This window comes from Gorillibacterium sp. CAU 1737 (assembly GCF_039888655.1).
Classification (GTDB): Bacteria; Bacillota; Bacilli; order Paenibacillales; family NBRC-103111; genus Gorillibacterium.
This window is the reverse complement of sequence record NZ_JBDQQO010000001.1, coordinates 605,301-622,905: the sequence shown is the minus strand read 5'-3', so window position 1 is coordinate 622,905 and position 17,605 is coordinate 605,301. Positions and strand designations below refer to the sequence as shown.

The window sequence follows — 17,605 nt, the reverse complement described above, 5'->3', positions numbered from 1 at the left end:
GCTTTTTGCCTCCTTTAGAAGTTAGGATTGGCAAACAGCACTGATTTTACATTGGAGTTATTGACTGGTGGGCTAAGGACAAGCCGGAATCCCCCGTCTTCAGTTTTGCTTCCTTTCTTAGGAAAAACAGTCGCACAGATAGCAGTCTTAGATCCACCTTCTTCATAAAGGCCTGCCGGCTTAGTTAGGATTCCTTTACGAAATTCATCATTCTTTCCCTGGTCACTTAATCCATAAAAAATTGCAAGCAAGTCGTTTCCATACTTTTCATTCGTTCGAACAATGTGTTTTTGAACAAGGATCACATAGCTATCCTTGTAGTTAATTAAAGGCATTCCACCATTTCGTACATTATTATCCCATCTCAAGCTCTTTAGTGGTGGTAAAAGCTTCAAATTCGGATCCTTTGGATCGGCCAGATCAATAGCTACTATCGCATCGACTACGGCGTAATACTGTTTATCCGTCGATTCAATAAACAAGTCATTCGGATTATAAATGGTGGGATATTTCGTATCCGTGAAGAACTCCGGCATTACCGTGAAAATATTGGTCTTGTGCCAATAGAGCTCCGCCGCCTGTACGGCGTACTTATCCGCTTTCAACGTTGCGCCGTTCTTCACGGTCAAGATCCGCTCGATCACGGTGATTGATTCGGCCCGGGTCGTGGTCTTATCCGCTCCAATATCGCCCGCACCGCTTCCACTCATAATGCCGGCCTTGGTTGTCAGGTACATCCACTTCTTGGCGTCTGTGTTCTTCTCGCCCAAGGCTTTCATGGCTAGTCGTGCCATTTCCGCGCGAGTCAAGGCCTTGTCTACGTTGTTGTTGAACTCTGCGGCTGAGGTGATCCCGGCCTGAGAAGCCGCCGCAAAATAGGCATCGTACCACTTGCCGCCCTCTTGCGGCACAACTTCCAAGCCAAGCGCACTCACGAGCATCTTCGTGTATTCCGCCCTGCTGATTTGCCGATTCGGCTGAAAGGTTCCGTCGGCATATCCATTTACATAGCCCTTCTTCACCGCTTGTTCAATGGAAGCCTTCGCCCAATGAGAAGAAATGTCTTTAAACGTCACTGAAGCGGCTACTCCCGTTACTTGCCCCACAGGAGTCGCATCCGCCTGGACGGATGCCCCCGTGTTCATAACAAGCCCCGCCGTAACCAACAAGGCTCCAATTCGCAGACCAACCGAATGTCTTTGTCTTCCGTTCTCCATCTTCTTCATAAGGATGTTCCCTCTTTCTATGGAATGGTTTGCACCTGATCTTCTGTCAATCCGACACCATCAAACAAGAACTTCACGCCCGCTTGAAGGTTTCTCAGCATATTTCTTCCTATTTCGGTCATTTCCTCCTTTTCATGTCGCCCAACACAAAAAAGAAGCACCATCTTTCCCTTTACCTAAAAGGAAAGACGGTGCTTCCGTCTTCACGTATATCCTGTTCCTCTTATTATACCGCTCTCTTGGCAAGAATCAACCTCATTTGGAAGTTTTCATCCTTTGGGCATAGAGTTTGGCATAGCGATCCACGCTGAATTTGCGGAAAAACTTGTCTCCGGCTTGCTTCCCTTCCTCAAACAGCTCCAGGCTCTTCTCCCCGCTGATCTCGAATTCAGTCGTATGCACGTTTGCCGATGGGATCTTGATCGTTCGAAACCCCTCGGCTTCGTCGATGTAGCGCTCATCATGGGCATCCATCATCGTGCTGAACAATGCCCGGAACATTGTCAGCGGCCCCACGATCGGATGGGGAGCCTGCTCGACGCGGCCGACCAACTGAAAGCCGAGCGTGGGTACCGGATCGACGGGATCATGGATATCCTTATCGAAGAGCCATAGGGGGAAGTTGCTCAGCAAGCCCCCGTCCACCACGTAAACGAATTGGTCGCGAAACGGCTCCGCTTTTTCCCCGATTCGATAGCGTTTGCGCAGAATGACCGGATCGAAGAAGAACGGAATGCTTGTGCTCATCCGCACCGCACGCGAAATGGACAACCGTTCCGGCGCCATGCCATAGCGTACGATGTCCTGCGGAAGAACAAGCAATCGGCCGTTGCTGATATCTGATGCAATGATTTGCAGCTTTCCCTGAGGAAGATCCCCGAATCGACGAATCCCCCTTGCCGCAAGCAGATCGGCCGCCCAGTTCTCCACTCGATCGCCCGAATAGAGCCCCTTCTTGAAATAGAGTCGAACCGCCGGACCGAGCCAGCGAACCCGATGAAGGGGCGAATGCTTCAAGAAGGTGGAAAAGGGGGTCTTTAGAATGATCTCTTTCAATTCTTCTCCGGTATAGCCCGCCGCCAGGAGGGCTGCGATGATGGCGCCGGAAGACGTGCCGGCAAGCCTTTCGAAGACGACTCCGTGCTTCTCTGCTGAGCAGACTGCTCCCGCAAGTCCGATCCCCTTGACCCCGCCTCCTTGAAAGACCGCATTGACCTCCACTGGGCGCCCTCTCCTTTTTCGCTCAACTGGCCTTGTAAGACCCTATGAGCCGAGAGAATGTCCGCATTCCTTCTGAATATGAAGATGGAACTCATGCTCTCTGTCGAAGCGCGAGCTATAATAAGACCGATCATTCCTATGCAAAAGGAGGCGCACCGCGAATGAACCCTACCTTCGATCCGTCACAACCCATTCCCCGACGAAACCGGAAGCGTCTTCTCGAGCTTTTCCTGGTTTCTGCAAAACTGGGTCTCACCTCGTTCGGAGGACCGATCGCTCATCTTGGGTATTTCCACGAAGAGTATATCCGCCGTCGCAAGTGGATGGACGAACGGCACTACGCGGACCTCGTCGCACTGTGCCAATTCCTCCCCGGTCCGGCCAGCAGTCAGGTTGGCATCGGTATCGGCATCATCCGCGCGGGAATGCTCGGCGGGGTCGTCGCATGGCTGGGGTTTACCCTGCCTTCCGTCATCGCACTGATTCTGTTCGCACTTCTCATGCAAGGATTCGATCTGGGAGGGGCGAGCTGGATTCATGGTCTTAAACTTGTTGCGGTAGCGATCGTGGTCCAGTCTATTCTGAGCATGGGGCAAAAGCTCGCTTCCGACAGAACAAGGGCAACCATCGCCGTACTGAGCGCTGCCCTATCCCTTCTGTGGCATTCGGTGTTCAGTCAGGTTCTGGTGCTCGCCCTAGCCGGTCTTGTTGGCGTCCTGCTCTACAGAAGCAAGAGTGCTTCCCCTACCGTTCCCCTAACCATTCCCATCCATCGTCGTTGGGGAGCTCTATGTCTGGCTATCTTCGGCGGTCTTCTGCTCTTGCTGCCTCTGCTTCGGCAGGGAGCAGAGGCAGGTAGCCTCGCTTGGTTTGACAGCTTCTATCGGTCCGGCTCCCTTGTATTTGGCGGCGGACATGTCGTTCTGCCGCTGCTGGAGCGGGAAGTCGTCCCACCCGGTTGGGTGAGCCAAATGGATTTCTTGGCCGGTTACGGCGCGGCTCAAGCTGTGCCCGGCCCGCTCTTTACGTTTGCCGCTTATCTGGGTGCCCTGATGGGAGGAATCAAGGGAGCGCTTCTCGTGACAGCCGGAATCTTCTTGCCAGCTTATCTCTTGATTGTCGGGGCCATGCCGTTCTGGAACGCATTGCGGCAGAACGCCAAGGTACAAGGAGCCTTCATCGGGATGAACGCGGCGGTCGTCGGCCTCTTGCTGGCGGCAATTTATGATCCGCTCTGGACGACAGCGGTCGTTGAACCAGCTGACTTCGCCTTGGTTTCGATCCTCTTCCTGATGCTCGTGTTCTGGAAACTCCCGCCATGGATTGTGGTGATTGCAGGGGCTCTCGGCGGGATGCTGCTCGGCTTCCTCTAGGGTTACGTCCTTGAACCCTGAATCGCGTTGTCCGCCTTTGCTGAACACCTACTCCACAATAAGCTCCTTCGGCGTTACATGCTTAATTTTTGCAGAAGCCAGGTAAGCGAACACAAAGAAGCATAAGCCGATCAGCATAGCCGGAAAGAACAGGCTAAACAGGGTGTAAGAGGCCTTGAAGTTGGTGATGCCCAGAGATCGGAGCAAGGTCGAGATCATGCGATTGCTGAGCATCCCGCTTGCGAGGATGCCGATAACCGATCCCATCGCCGAGATCAGCAGAAAACGCAGGGCGAATTGAAGCCGCAGCCTTACAGAGGTGAAGCCCATTGCTTTGTAAATCCCGATGTTGGGCCTCTCTTTGAGAAACGTTCGGTTGCAGACCATGAACACCACGACGAAGGCGAACACCACGGAAACTGCGAAGATAAACATCGTGACCCCGTCAAGAGCCGTCGAGATCAGGTCGACGTCCATTCCATCCTCCGCGTCCTTGGACGTCAAAACCGTTCCAAACCGATCATTCAGCATGGAGATGACCGCTTCTTTTTCGTCTGGCTTCGCCAGTTGAATATGGCCTTCTTGCGCCTTCATGGGGTAGATTCTCTCGCCTCCAGCCAAGGACATCGCCAGGCTTCTGCCTACATCATTCATGCTTTCATAGTAGCCGGAGATGAGGTAGTCCGCCTTGCCGCTTCGGTAGCTAATGGTGACAGTATCCCCCAACGCCTTACCGAGTTCTCCCGCCAGCACCTCGGTCACGACAATCTCATTGTCATACAGAGGTGCCCTGCCCTTGGTCACGCTTTTGATTTTCGTTGGATCGTTGTACAGGGTCGTGTGGTATTCGCTGCCATCCACCGTCAAATAGAAATTAGCGGTATAGAGAGAAGACTTAACGGGACTGAGCTTTCCGATCTCTTCCTCCAAGGCAGCCGTTTGATCCAGCGTAAACCGATTGTTTAGAGTCAAGGCAACATCCGATTGAAAATTACCGTAGCTTTCCCGGACAGACTGAGGGGTCATGCTTTGGGTAAGCAAGGTCATGCTGATCATGAAATAAACCAGAATCCCGACGATGATCAGGAGAGCGGCGTATTGCTTCTTATCCGAGGTGAACTGACGGAAGGCGATGAGCGCGTCCAACCCCCTTTTGGTGACCGCCAGATTCAACCGACTGTCGAAGTAGATGGGCTCCCGATCTCCTGCAATCGCCCTAAGCGGTGTTATGGCTCCCACTCGTGCGGTTTTCCCAAACACAAACAGGCTTCCCAGGAGCAAAATCGCAAGGCTCATCCCCCAGCTTTTGACGACCGCTACATCGGCGGTTGCCAGCATCCCCGTGATGGGCTGAAAGATTCTTCCGAGCCACTTAATGAGCGGAATTGCTGCCAAATTCCCCATTACGGCCCCGATCAACTGAGCGCTCAAGTACTGAAGAGTAAGCACTTGGCGGAGCTTCCCCTTCGTGAACCCCTGAGATTTCAGAACGCCGATGTTGACGGAATCCATTTCAATTCCGGTACTGATGCTATGCCCGATAATGATGATCACGATGAGGAAGAGCAGGATGACGAAAGCCGTAAGAATGCCAGCTCCGATCTTCGTAAAAATTTGACTGTAGCGAATGGAATCCTCCTTGAGCAAGGTAGCGAAGGAGTAATCGAGAAACCCGGTTTCCGCGTGGAGCTGCTTCTTGAACTGAGGAACAGTTAGCTCGGAAGAATCCGCTTGAAAAATGTGCAGGAGACGGTAGTCCAGCAGCAACTGAACGGCCTCGGTCTCGCTGTCCACTCGAGCTTTCAGCTCGGAATAATCATCTTCTGTGATGAAAAGGCTTTTGATCCCGATAAAATACGCACCGACAAAAGGCTCTTGGATAAAACCTTTGATTCGGAACACGTTCTCTCCAGCGTTCGTTTTGACGACAAGGGAGCTGCCGACCTTGCAGTTGTATAGGGACGCATAGCTGAGCGGGACAAAAATCTCGCCTTTGGCCAATGGGCTGGGAGACTTCTCAAATCCATTTCGTGACTCATTAAAGACGGGGTATTGGAAAGTCCCGGGAACGTATCGTTGGAGCAGGGTATGGTTGGTGGAGTTTTTGCCGTTGATGGTAATGCTCGTGGCAGTGAGTGCTTCCTCTTCCCGCAATCGATCCACCTGGGCGTTCTCCCTGATTTTGCTCACCATGTCCGCATTGCCAGGTGTCGCCCACACAAACGCCACCACATCGCCTACATCCGCCTCAGCCATGGCGTGCTCCAGGTTGGATTTAATATTGCCGTTGACGCTGATGATGGCTGTGATGGAAAAGGTGATGATGAACATCAGGACGACGATGCTCCAGAAGGCGCCTTTCTTATGCCGAATTCCGGCTCTCAGCAGGATAAAGGTTTCCATCGGCCACCTCACCACTTCAAGGAGGAGAGCCAGGCGTTTACTTGCGTTTCGCGGCTCTTCTCATCATCGGGAGAATAGGGAGGCAAGGACAGCTCCCCGATCAGCTTGCCGTCTTCCAGGTACAGAATTCGCGCAGCTCGAAGGGCCGCGCGCAGATCGTGCGTGACCATGAGCAGGCTTTGCCCCTCCTTGTTCATCTCACTCAGCAAATTCAGTACCTCGGTCGTGTTCTTTCGGTTCAAGGCTCCGGTAGGCTCATCAGCAAACAGAAGCTTGGGACGGCTGATGACGGCTCGTGCGATCGCAGCCCGCTGCTGCTCCCCGCCAGAAGCTTGGGAAGGCAATCGATTCATCAGTTCAACCAGCCCCATCTTCTCCAGAAGCTCCTTCGCGCGCGTGTTGACCTCCAGGGTCGAGACGTCCTTGTTCAGATAACCTGGTACAGCCACGTTCTCAAACAAGGTCAGGTTGGTGACCAGATGCATCTGCTGGAAAATGAATCCGAACTGCCCTTGCCGGAGAAGGGCCAGCTTCTTTTCCGGATAGGCGGCGATGTTCTCGCCTCCGTACAGCACCTGACCCGCGGTGGGATGATCCATCCCGCTCAGGGTATACAGGAGGGTGGATTTACCGGAGCCCGAGGGGCCCATGACCACCGTAAAGTCTCCCTCATAAAGCTCCACATCCACATGATTCAAGATGTGGGTTTGGACGCTGTTGTGAGCATAGCTCTTACACAGGCCTCTTGCTGATAGAATCGGTTTCTTCATCGAACCGTTCCTTTCCAGGTTGGATGGATTGCGTGATGCCCTCACTTTACCTGAGCTTACCTTAAGAAATCCTTAAGAGACGGCTTCGGATAAGGTCAGCGTTACCTCCAACCCGTCGGGAAGGTTGCGCAGTGCAACCCTGCCTTTGTGCTGCTCCATAATGTATCGGACAATGGACAAGCCGAGTCCTGAACCCGGCTCGCTACCGCAATTCCGACCTCGATAGAATTTGTTGAAGATGAAGGGCAGGTCCTCATCGGGGATGCCTTCTCCATAATCTCGAAACCGGATCGTCAACTCGCTGTCTTCTTTCTCCAATGTAACCGTACAGGGAGTTTTGGCGTATTTGCGCGCATTGGCTACCAGGTTCTCGATAACCTGGACTATTCGATTGCGATCCACGCAGGTATAACAAGCGAAGGCCGGCTTCTCAAAAGAGATATCCTGCTCCGTAGACAGCTCCTCCAACGCTTGCTCCAGAAGCCCCGCCAGCTCCACTCGCTCGGGATGGATTTTCAGCTTATCCAGGTCCGACAAGGAATGAAGGAACAGGTCGTCCGTCAGCCGGGCGACCTCCTCGCATTTGCGGATCATCACCTCCAGATACTTGGCTCGCTTTTCCGGCGTCTTGTCCAGATTGGCTTCCAGCGCTTCTGCATAAGCGCGAATCGAGGCAATGGGGGTCTTGATATCGTGAGACAGTGTCGCGATCACGGTTTTGTTGTTCTCGATCGCTTCTCTCTCCGAAGACCGTGCCTGGATGATCTCCCGACGCATGCTGTCAAACGCCCACGTGAAGGCGCCAAAATAGTTGGATCGCTCATAACGAAGCGGCAAATCGAAATTTCCTGCTGCGATGCTCTCCGCGAACTGCTTCATCTTGTCAAAGGGGCAGAGAATCGCAGCGTACACATAACCAATAAGAAGAATGAGGAAGGCCAAGCAAGCGATTCCCGCCCCTAGAATCAAAGTCGGGTAGCCTGATGAAGTCGGATCATTCGTCGCCTGGCGCAAACGACTTTGAAGGGCTTCGACTTTTTCATCTATCCGAAGCAGCTGTTGCTCGTCCCCATCGGTAAGAGCGGCCCGAGCAAGCTGTCCGATCTCGTTTAGGGCGATGATCTGCTCCGCCTTCTCCTCCGATGCTCCATTGTCCCGTAAATATCCTGCCAGGATCGCCATGACAAGGAGAATGCTGAACCCAAACGCCACCGTAACCGTCACGAGTTTACGTTTCATCCGGCACCTCCAACAGGTACCCGACCCCGCGCACGGTTTTGATGTAACGGGGTGTAGCCGGGTCATCTTCCAGCTTCTCCCGCAGCCAACGAATGTGAACGGTTAGCGTAGACGGTTCAATCAGATTGAAGGGCCCCCACACCTCGGAAAGCAGCTCTTCCTTGGGAACCGCCGTACCGAGCTTTCGACACAAACATGCCAATAAATCGAATTCCTTGAGAGACAAGGAAAGGCTCTTGCCCGCCTTCACGACCGTTCGAGCCGCCGGGTTCACCGAGATGGTCCCGAAGGAAACCAATCGTTCTTTTTCCGAGAATCCATAGGTACGGCGCATCAGCGCGTTCACTCTGGAGAGCAGCTCTTTCAGGGAATAGGGCTTGGCCAAATAGTCGTCGCCACCCATATCCAAACCGGTGATCCGGTCCTGCTCGCTCGTCCGGGCGCTGGCAAACAGGATCGGGACGGTGGATACCCGGCGCAGCTCCTCACATATGTCAAATCCGGTCCCTTCCGGAAGGTTGATATCCAGCAGGATGAGGTGGTAAGTATTGTCGGTTAGCCTGGAAAAGGCCTCCTCCCGATTTTTCGCATAAGCCACTCCGTACCCGTAGCTCTCCAGCATCTCGCCAAGTATAGCGGACAGGTCCAGGTCGTCGTCCACGATCAGAATTTGCTTTTGCATGCACGTCCTCCCATGCGGATGATTGTTCCTTTTAATCTCCACCCACAACAAAAAAGACGGGATTCTCCCGTCTTCGTCAGGCGCTCTATGATGATTTGGCGGCGGGGTCAGGCTCTGCGTTGCCATGCAACTGGCCCATCAGCTCTTCCAGCCGTTCGGGGTTGGAGGTGAAATAGTCAACCAGGTTCTCGATGCAGGTGATCGACTCCCAGCTGAGGTGATGCTCGATTCCTTCCACATCCGGGTAGATGTTCTCTTCCTTGACACCGATGACGGTGAGGAAGCTCTCCAGCAGCTTGTGGCGGTCCATCAAGCGCTTGCCCATCTTCTTACCCTTGGACGTGAGGATGAGGCCGCGATATTTCTCGTAGACCAGGTAATCATCCTTGTCCAGCTTCTGGATCATCTTGGTCACGGACGAAGGATGAACCTCCAGCCCTTCGGCAATATCCGAAACCCGGGCATAGCCCTTCTCATCGATCAGCTTGTAAATCCGTTCCAAGTAATCTTCCATACTCGGCGTAGCAACCATGCGTGTTCCTCCTTATGTTCAACCCTCTTCATCATAAAAGAATCCGACGGCGAGCGCAACAACCGGACTTTCCAGTCGAACCCTCCCGAGGAGAGGTGTCGAATGCTCGGATGCTGCCGTCGAACCCTCTCGAATGAACAGGAGCAGGAACCTCTTTTATGGACTCGGCATGGCTTGGTTTACCTCTTTCGTGATCTGCGAGCCGCCGGAAAGCTTCCACTCTTTCACAAAATTGTCGAATTCCTCGAGCGGTGAATCCCCCACGATGATCTTCAAGAAGGCCTCATTCTCCATCCTCTGCAGGTCCTTCCAGGTCCCCGGCATCGACTTCGTCACCCCGGAGAAGATGCTCTTCACCTTGACGCTCGGCGTGGAGGCGAGAACCCCCATCCCGTATTTATAGGCGTTGACGGCTTTCCAGCCTTCCATGTCCTTCTTCGGCTGCTCCGTCTCCTGATTGAATTTGTCGTAGAGCAGGCGAGTTTCCGGATTCAACTGCTCCGGGTCTACTTTTCCATGCAGGGCTTGCTGGAGATCGGCGTAGTGACTCTCAATGGCATCCGAATAATCGATCAATAAGTCAAAGGGGTAATACGCACGAGGTTGAATACCGGTCTTGGCCGAAAAATCATCCAGTTCCTTCGCGGCTTCATTCGGGTCCTGTCTTCGTTCCAATCGGGTGAAGGCGTTGACCAGCTTGATCGCCGCCTCCGGGTGCTCGTAGCCCTTGCGCACGACGAGGAACCGATCCGTCGAAGGGGCGAGATGAATGACGAAGCGTCCTTCGGCATTCAGCGGTGCTGCATAGGCACGCCACTCCGCCGTTGTATTGGAGCGAATTGCGTCCGACAGCGGGAAATACGGCATCCACCAGGGGCCAAAGAAAATCCCCGTCTTGCTTGCGATGATCGGTTCTTGCGTCTCCTTATAGAGCGGAAAATTGGGATCGATCAGCCCGCGCCCATACCAGTCCGCCAGCTTGCCCAGCGCCTCCTTCGTCTCGGGAGTGACGGAGCCGTAGACGATCTCTCCTTGCTCGTTCCGAATCCAGTTGCCGGGATACGCACCAAACGCATAAAAGACGGAGTCAAAGCCGTTGATGTGCGGCTTTTGCCCGTAGACAATGTTGCGATATCCGCTTATGCCCACCGTATCTCGCTTGCTGTTGCCGTCCGGGTCCTGCTCAACGAAAGCCTTGGCGATCCGCTCAATATCATCCAGCGTCTCGGGCGGACTAAGTCCCAATCGGTTCAGCCAATCCTCCCTCACCCACAGGAGGGTTGCCGAATCCGCCTGGAGCGCTACATTCGGCAGCGCGTAGAGCTTGCCGTCACGAGAAGCATCCGTCAGCACCTGGTCTTCCGTGGATCGATACATGTTCTTGATGAGCGATGACCCAAACTTGTCGAAGACATCCGTTAAATCTTCAATCATGTCGTTCTGGATCAGCCGTTCCAATTGCTCTCGATCCACCACCATCGCATCCGGCAAGTCGTTGCTGTCGATGGCCATCTGAACCCGTTGGAAGAACGCTTCATCGCCCTTCGCTTCCCAATAATGGCTCACCCGAATGTTCGTAACGCTCTCCAGATACCGGGTAACCGTGTTGTTGTCGTTGCTGTCTCCCATCATGATCTGAGCATCGGGAATTTTGAAGCCGATGCGAAGGGTAACAGGCCGAGGCATCTTCCCGTAAGCCTCCATTTCCAGCGGAGCCGACGAAGCATCCGGCTTCTCCCCATTCGAACTTGCGGCATCCTCGCGACACCCGGCCGCCAACACAGCCAGGAGGAGCAGGGACGCCAGACCGAGCTTACGCTTCCTCATCGTTCCCTTCCCCCTCTCGTCCTAAATTCGCTGGGCAGGCTGCCGACGTGTTCCCGAAACAGCCTGCTGAAATAGCGCTCGTCTTCAAAGCCGGAGCGGCTGGACACTTCCCATATGGGAAGCTCCGTATCCAGCAGCAGCCGCTTCGCCTGATTCAGGCGCATGTTCCGCAAGCTCTCCCCAAACGGGATGCCGGCAAAACGCGCATAACACTGGCTGAAATACCCCCGGCTCATGCCGATCGAAGCCGCGACTTCGTTCTGGTTGATCTTCTGCCCCGCATTCGCCTGCATGTAGCGAACAGACCGAAACATGCATTGCATCACTTCGCGCGTGAAGCCCAACTCCAGCATGCGGCGGGCAGTCAGATCGGCGAAGCCGCGCAGCCATCCCCTCCACGCCTGCATATTGTGACACGCGAGGAGTGCCTTGCGTAGGGCCGCCAGCTCTTCCCCATCCGGCAAAAAGGGCCCCCAATCCTGCAGCAGCCTCTGTCCGAAAGCGAGCACGCTTGAATACGGGGGCCTCTGCCTGCTTAATTGCTCGAAGAAGCGATCCCATTCCGCCGGAACGAGCGACCAAGCGAGATCAAGCGCTTGGTCCAGCACCCCGCTGTCCCCCTTTGCCGCTGGAGCCTCCGCCGCTGCCCGCAGATCCTTAAAGGACAAGGTTGCAAGCGGGAGATGCCCTTCGGGATGATAAAAGAGAGCTTGCTGAAGATTCTCGGAGCACAGGGCAGCAAGCTCGGAAAACGGGACAGGCCGGACCTCTGTGAGCAAGACAGTGAGCCAGGCGTCCCCGAGCCGGTCCCGAATTTCTTTGCGCGCTTCCTCCATACCAATGCGCTGCCGCAAGGGAGAAAGCCACAGCTCTCCCAGATCAATCAGCGGGTGATTCTTCACGATGGGAAGCGAAATCAGTTTCTCCGCTCCCTGATTTCGATCCAGCGGGAAGTAGACAATGGCTTTCTCAGCGGAGAGGCGTCCTGCTCCTTCTCGCGAGCCGCCGCTGCGCATGTTCTCCTCCCACTTGAGCCTATCGACGATCCGGCCGATGGTCTCATCGGCATTTTCCACCTCAAGCAAGGTTTTCACGATATAGTCCACTGCCCCGATCCGCAGCGCTTCCTGCACGTAGTCAAATTCATGATGGCAGGTCAGGACGACCGAATGAATATGAGGGTGAAGCTGCCGGATGTGTCGGATCAATTCGAAACCGGACATGCCGGGCATGGAGATGTCCACGAAGAGCAAATCGATGGCTTCGGTTTCGATCAGCTTGAGCGCTTCTTTCCCGTCCCCGGCCTCTCCGACCATCATGACGCCGAAGGCTGCCCAATCGATCAGGGACATGAAGCCCTTTCGCACGAGGCGTTCATCATCCACGACTGCCGCTCGTATCATCAAGATCCTCCTTTCGCTTGCGAGGAATGAGAATGCTGACGGTGGTGCCCTCCTCCGGTTTGCTGACGATATCTAGCTTCATCTCGGAGCCAAAGTACGTATGAAGCATGCGGGAGACATACGAAAAGCCGATGCCAAGCCCTTTTTTCTCCTCTGATTTTCCGGCCAGGAGCTTCGCAATCTCCTCTTCGGTCATGCCGGCTCCGTTGTCGCTCACTCGCAGCAAAATGCGGGATTCTCCGTCCTGGGTAATCCGCACCTCTACCCACCCGTTGTCGCTTATTCCGTGATAAATCGAGTTTTCCACGAGCGGCTGCAGTAGAAATCGCGGAACCGCTGCCGAAAGGACATCCTCATCCGCTTCAACCCGAAAGTCGAATTCGTAATCGTACCGAATGCGCTGAAGCTCCATGTAATTGCGAATGGCTTCCATCTCTTCCTCGATGGTCACGATCAGGCTGTTTTTGCCCAAATTATAATGAAGCACCTTCACCAAAAGGGTAACGAGGCGGTCGATATCCTTCTGCCCGTTCAGTCTAGCGAGCCATTGGACGGTATTGAGGGTGTTGTGTAAAAAATGAGGGTTGATCTGACTGAGAAGCTTCTCCACCTCGAACTGGCTTTTTTGCTTTTCATTGCGGGCTACGGCTTGAATCAGCTCATTGACCTGTTCCTTCATCTGTTGAAAGTTATTCAGCACATGGTCGAATTCTTCCACTTGTGTGAAGGTCACGGGAGCGGTGACATTTTCGGCCATGCGATTGATTTCCTGGTTGAGCTTGCGGAGAGGTGCATACATACGGCGCCAGACGAGAATGCCCAGGCTTGCAGCGAACAGCAGGGTGAACAAAGCCAGCACGACGACCTTGACGACCCAGTCGTAGATTTCCCGATTGAACACCGTCTTCTTGACGACGGCAACAAGCTGCCAGCCCTGAGGGCTGGTGTAGCGAAACAAATGATAGCCTTCCACTTCGTCATGAGAGCTTGTGGAAGGAAGCGCAGCTGCTTGGGTTACCCGCTCGGGAAGCTCGCCTTCGATCACATGGACATGACCGCCGTCTTGGCTGACGAGCATATGCTGCATCTTCATCCCATAGCTGTCTTGGTCGAATACGCGGCGCAGCAGGCTGTAGTTGGTTTCCAGGTAGATGTATACCGGATAGCCGCTCACCTTCACGGCGCGGCGTTCCGACAGAACGAGATTATCGCCAACCGAATACATAGTCGGATGTGGACCATAATAATCCGCTCCACTGTAATGCATGAAGCGCGGCAGCTTTTCAAAATCAAAATCTCGGCGGGCGCTCAGGCTGGTCACCAGAACCGGGTCCGCACTCTCCGGTGCCAGATAAGCAGTGAGCCCGATATAGGGATTCGTAAAATTCACAAGGTTGATCTTCTCATTGATGGAGGTCATCAACTGAGCTTTTCGATAGATTTGCCTTTCTTGCAAGAAGGAAGACATCTCTTCGACTATTTGTCCGTCCAGCGCGAATTGCTTGGAGGCATAATCCAGGTTATCGAAGGCATTTTCCAAGCGATAGGCCTGCTGCTCCAGACCGGCATTGATGCCGCTCGCGATCTTGCCGGACAGAATGGAATAGATGGAATAGTACGCGGTCACTCCGACGACGATCAGGGGGAGCAGCGCCGCAGCGAGCAGATAGAATACGAGAATTCTTCGCAAAGACTTGACGCGCGGACGAGACGAGCTCGCGGATTTGCGTCTACCGATCATTCGCCTCTCTCCCTTGACAGCGCTATCATTCTGATCTCCTCCAAGAATACCATAAACCCTTCAAACGGCGGACAGGATTTTGGAAGAAGAGAGAGACCAGGCCCAGGACGGCGATGCCACCCCAGCCTGATCTCCTCTACACTGCTAGCGAATTACTTCACGCTCTTGCGAGCCTCGAACAGTTCCTCTGCCTTCTTGATCGAGAACTCCAGCACTTCGGCATAGCCGAGTCCGTTGACCTTGTCGTGCATTTCCTTGTTCAGCTTGTCAAATTCAGCTTGGTTCTTGGCAAAGACCATCTTCCAGGACATCTGTTGAATGACCGTGCCGATCTGCTTGTTCTTTTGCTCCAACGTTTTGTCCATCATGAACGGCTCTTTGCCGGTAAAGCCTTGCGGAGCGACAGCAAGCAGGTTGTTCTTCTCAAAGTATTCCTTTGCCGTCAGCACGCCCATCTTCTCTCTCCAGGAGCTCTCCAGCTTGGTGGGGTTGCGCTCCAGCGTCGTCTTCCACAGGTTGTGGTCGTACGGCTCGTTCGTTTCCGGGTTCACCATAGCCGGTACAACAAAGGAGAAGTTCATTTGGTTCGAACCGTAGTAGTAGTCCCCGCCGCCGTATTCTTCCGGAATCTTCGTGTTCTGTTGATCGGTGTATGCTTTCCAGCCGAACTCCGTCACGACCGGCTTGCCGCTTGCATCAATGTCCCAAGTAAGCCCCTTCGGACCATTCGGAATCGCCGTCCCGCTGCCAGCCGACAGCATAGCCCCTTCCGGCGTGTACATCCAGTTGATGAACTCCATGATGCGAGCGGGATCCTTCGCTTTGGAGCCGATGGCGATGATGCCGTTCCCTCCGTATACGTTGAAGCCGGTGGAGTACATCAGCTCACCCTTGAAGGGGACGAGAGCAAAGCCTTTGCCTTCGGCAGTCCGTTCCGCGGTGTTGTAATTGGAAGCGCCAAGCCACGGGAACCAGGAGAACAGGATGCGGCCTTCCTTATACTTCGCGACGACATCATCAAACTTTTGGGTCAGAGAGTCGGGGTCCAGCAGGCCCATCTGGTTGGCGTCAAAGTACAGCTTCAACGATTTCATGTACCAGCTGTCCTCGGAGAGGAAATCATAGTATTTTTCTTCATCTGCCTTCACATAGACCGCCGTATCCGGAATTTCGTCATAGCCGAACATGTTCGCGAACTGCTTGGCGAGCGTCATCTTGTAGTTGCCGTCCCAGTCTCCCCAGAGCGAGAACGCGTATGTTTTTTTGCCTTGCTCATTCTTCGGCTCAAGCTCCTGCATCTTCTTCAGAACGGTCAAGTAATCCTCGACCGAGTTGATTTCCGGAGCCCCAATCTGTTGATAGAGGTCCCAGCGCAGGTCCGGCCCCCATGTCATGTCCTTGCCTTCGGAAGGACCGGTTGGGTTGGTCGCTACGCTGTTCCCGACCCCATAGACGGCCGACCCTCCGCCGAACGCTACCTTTGCTTTGTCGACTGCCTTCGGGAACGATTTCATGATTTCCGTTCCGTATTTGTCCAGCAGACCGTCCTTCGTCCAATCGAGGAGCAAGTTCCCCTTGATCGCGTTCGGGTAATGGTTCTTGTCGTCCCCGAAAATGATGATGTCGCCCATATTGCCGGAAGCCATCATGGCCGAGATCTTCGTATCCCCGCCCGTCAGGTTCGAGGCGACGATGTCCAGCTCAATGTTGAACTTGTCCTTGATGACCTTCGCAAACCAGCCGGTTTGCGGTCCCGCATAGTTTGCCGTGGTGGAGAATACTGTAAGCTTCAACGGCTTGGAATGATCCAGCCCGGTTTCGCCTGCAGCGCTCGGAGCCGTACTGGCCGCCGGGGCGCTTGCTGTGCTGTCCGGCTTGGCGGATGGCGATTCCGCCGTTTTCTTGTCTCCTTTGCCGCAAGCGGCCATGACGACGATCATCATGATCGCCATCAGGAGAAGGGATACCCGTTTCACTCTCATCGCTCTTGCCTCCCATGAGTTCTTGAGTAAAGAAATCGGTGCTCTATTGGATTAACTCCGCCTTCGAGGATCCATATCATTGGCTTGATGAGAATCGCTACGAGAAAAGCTTGGGCCTCCAGTCGCTGTTGGTTTTGAATTCCTTTTATAAGCATTTATTAAGGGGGAATTCAAAACCAAAGGCGAACGCTTTCGCTCCTCCGGCACCAACTTTTCTCTCCGCTTCTCAAACCCTGTCTGAACCTCCAATCGGCAGAGAAAAGCCCTTGACGAATGCAACACGAGTAAGCGTGGTCTTACCCCTTCACGGCGCCGATCATGATCCCCTTGACGAAGAAGCGCTGGAAGAACGGGTAGATGATCAGAATCGGCAGAACCACAATCATGGTCACCGTCATGCGCACCGATGTCGGTGTCTGCATGTTCACGATACTCGCGGCCATGTCCGGTGAGCTGCGAATCAGCGCCGCGAGCGAGCTGGACTCGTTCAGGTAGCGCCAGAGCAGAAATTGCAACGTGAAATACTTCGTCTCCGTCATCAGGAAGGCGGTATCCACGAAGGAGTTCCACTGGTTGACCGCGGAAAAGATCGTGATGGTAGCCAAAATCGGCGTGATGAGCGGCACGATGATACTCCAGAAGGACCGCAGGTATCCGGCTCCGTCCATCGCTGCCGATTCCTCCAGAGAAGGCGGAATCGCTTCAATGAAGGTCTTCACCAGGATGATGTTGAACGGCGTAATAATCGTAGGCAGAATGTAAGCCAGGTAGTTGTTGGTGAGGTGCAGGTTGTTCATCGTAATGTACCAAGGGATGAGCCCGGCACTGAAATACATCGTCACGACGATAAACCGGTACCAAATCTGGCGTCCCCACATATCCTTCTTCGTAAAAAGGTAACCAAGGAAAGCGGAGGACCCCACCGTCAGCAACGTGCCGCAGATGGTCCGATAGGCGGACACCAAGGCCGCATGGCTTAATCCGCTGATCTTGAGCACTTTGACATAGTTGTTAAAATGGATGCCGCGAGGATAAAACTTGATGTCCCCCGCTGCCGACAAGTCATTCGAGCTGATCGTGTTAATGAACAAATAATAGAACGGGTACAGGCAGCTGATCGTGAACAGGCCGAAGAGCAGGTAGAGGCATACCTGAAACGTCCGATCGCCTGCCGTTTGCTTTTTGCGCATGGGTTGCTCTCCTCTC

General features: G+C 54.0%; 13 protein-coding genes. 1 reads left to right on the top strand and 12 read right to left on the bottom strand.

The genetic code is table 11. The features are described from left to right. Window positions 1-14: 14 nt before the first annotated feature. The gene (locus tag AAFN83_RS02890) at window positions 15-1,226 is read right to left on the bottom strand and encodes an S-layer homology domain-containing protein (protein ID WP_347766904.1); all 1,212 of its coding nucleotides are present in this window, start codon (window positions 1,224-1,226) and stop codon (window positions 15-17) included. Between the two features lie 255 nt (window positions 1,227-1,481). After that, complete coding sequence (locus AAFN83_RS02885; RefSeq protein WP_347766902.1) at window positions 1,482-2,447, bottom strand: patatin-like phospholipase family protein; 966 nt, start codon at window positions 2,445-2,447, stop codon at window positions 1,482-1,484. Window positions 2,448-2,608: 161 nt separating this feature from the next. On the opposite strand from AAFN83_RS02885, the gene AAFN83_RS02880 reads away from it, so the two are divergent. Next, a complete protein-coding gene (locus AAFN83_RS02880) occupies window positions 2,609-3,820 on the top strand; it encodes a chromate transporter (protein WP_347766901.1) in 1,212 nt (403 codons plus the stop codon). A 48-nt stretch (window positions 3,821-3,868) separates the two neighbouring features. Here AAFN83_RS02880 and AAFN83_RS02875 read toward each other — a convergent pair whose 3' ends face one another. The 10 genes from AAFN83_RS02875 to AAFN83_RS02830 form a co-directional block, all read right to left on the bottom strand. Next, window positions 3,869-6,223 carry an FtsX-like permease family protein gene (locus tag AAFN83_RS02875; protein ID WP_347766899.1) on the bottom strand — a complete coding sequence of 785 codons (2,355 nt, stop codon included), beginning with the start codon at window positions 6,221-6,223 and terminating at the stop codon, window positions 3,869-3,871. Between the two features lie 8 nt (window positions 6,224-6,231). After that, entirely contained in the window at window positions 6,232-6,993 is a 762-nt protein-coding gene (locus AAFN83_RS02870) for an ABC transporter ATP-binding protein (RefSeq protein WP_347766898.1), read from the bottom strand. A gap of 72 nt (window positions 6,994-7,065) precedes the next feature. Beyond that, window positions 7,066-8,232 (bottom strand): HAMP domain-containing sensor histidine kinase, encoded by a 1,167-nt coding sequence (locus AAFN83_RS02865; RefSeq protein ID WP_347766896.1) that lies wholly within the window; start codon window positions 8,230-8,232, stop codon window positions 7,066-7,068. Next, entirely contained in the window at window positions 8,222-8,914 is a 693-nt protein-coding gene (locus AAFN83_RS02860) for a response regulator transcription factor (protein ID WP_347766894.1), read from the bottom strand. Before AAFN83_RS02860 ends, AAFN83_RS02865 begins: the two co-directional genes overlap by 11 nt. 85 nt (window positions 8,915-8,999) lie before the next feature. Beyond that, window positions 9,000-9,446, bottom strand: a complete 447-nt coding sequence (mntR, locus tag AAFN83_RS02855; RefSeq protein ID WP_347766892.1) for a transcriptional regulator MntR — start codon at window positions 9,444-9,446, stop codon at window positions 9,000-9,002. Between the two features lie 156 nt (window positions 9,447-9,602). Further along, complete coding sequence (locus tag AAFN83_RS02850) at window positions 9,603-11,273, bottom strand: extracellular solute-binding protein (RefSeq protein WP_347766891.1); 1,671 nt, start codon at window positions 11,271-11,273, stop codon at window positions 9,603-9,605. Beyond that, entirely contained in the window at window positions 11,270-12,676 is a 1,407-nt protein-coding gene (locus tag AAFN83_RS02845) for a response regulator transcription factor (protein ID WP_347766889.1), read from the bottom strand. Before AAFN83_RS02845 ends, AAFN83_RS02850 begins: the two co-directional genes overlap by 4 nt. Beyond that, window positions 12,651-14,417, bottom strand: coding sequence for a sensor histidine kinase (locus tag AAFN83_RS02840; protein WP_347766887.1), 1,767 nt, complete (start codon window positions 14,415-14,417; stop codon window positions 12,651-12,653). The genes AAFN83_RS02845 and AAFN83_RS02840 overlap by 26 nt, the downstream gene beginning before the upstream one ends. A 152-nt stretch (window positions 14,418-14,569) precedes the next feature. After that, entirely contained in the window at window positions 14,570-16,399 is a 1,830-nt protein-coding gene (locus AAFN83_RS02835) for a type 2 periplasmic-binding domain-containing protein (RefSeq protein ID WP_347766886.1), read from the bottom strand. 296 nt (window positions 16,400-16,695) lie between these two features. Further along, window positions 16,696-17,589 (bottom strand): carbohydrate ABC transporter permease, encoded by an 894-nt coding sequence (locus AAFN83_RS02830; RefSeq protein WP_347766885.1) that lies wholly within the window; start codon window positions 17,587-17,589, stop codon window positions 16,696-16,698. Window positions 17,590-17,605 lie beyond the last annotated feature (16 nt).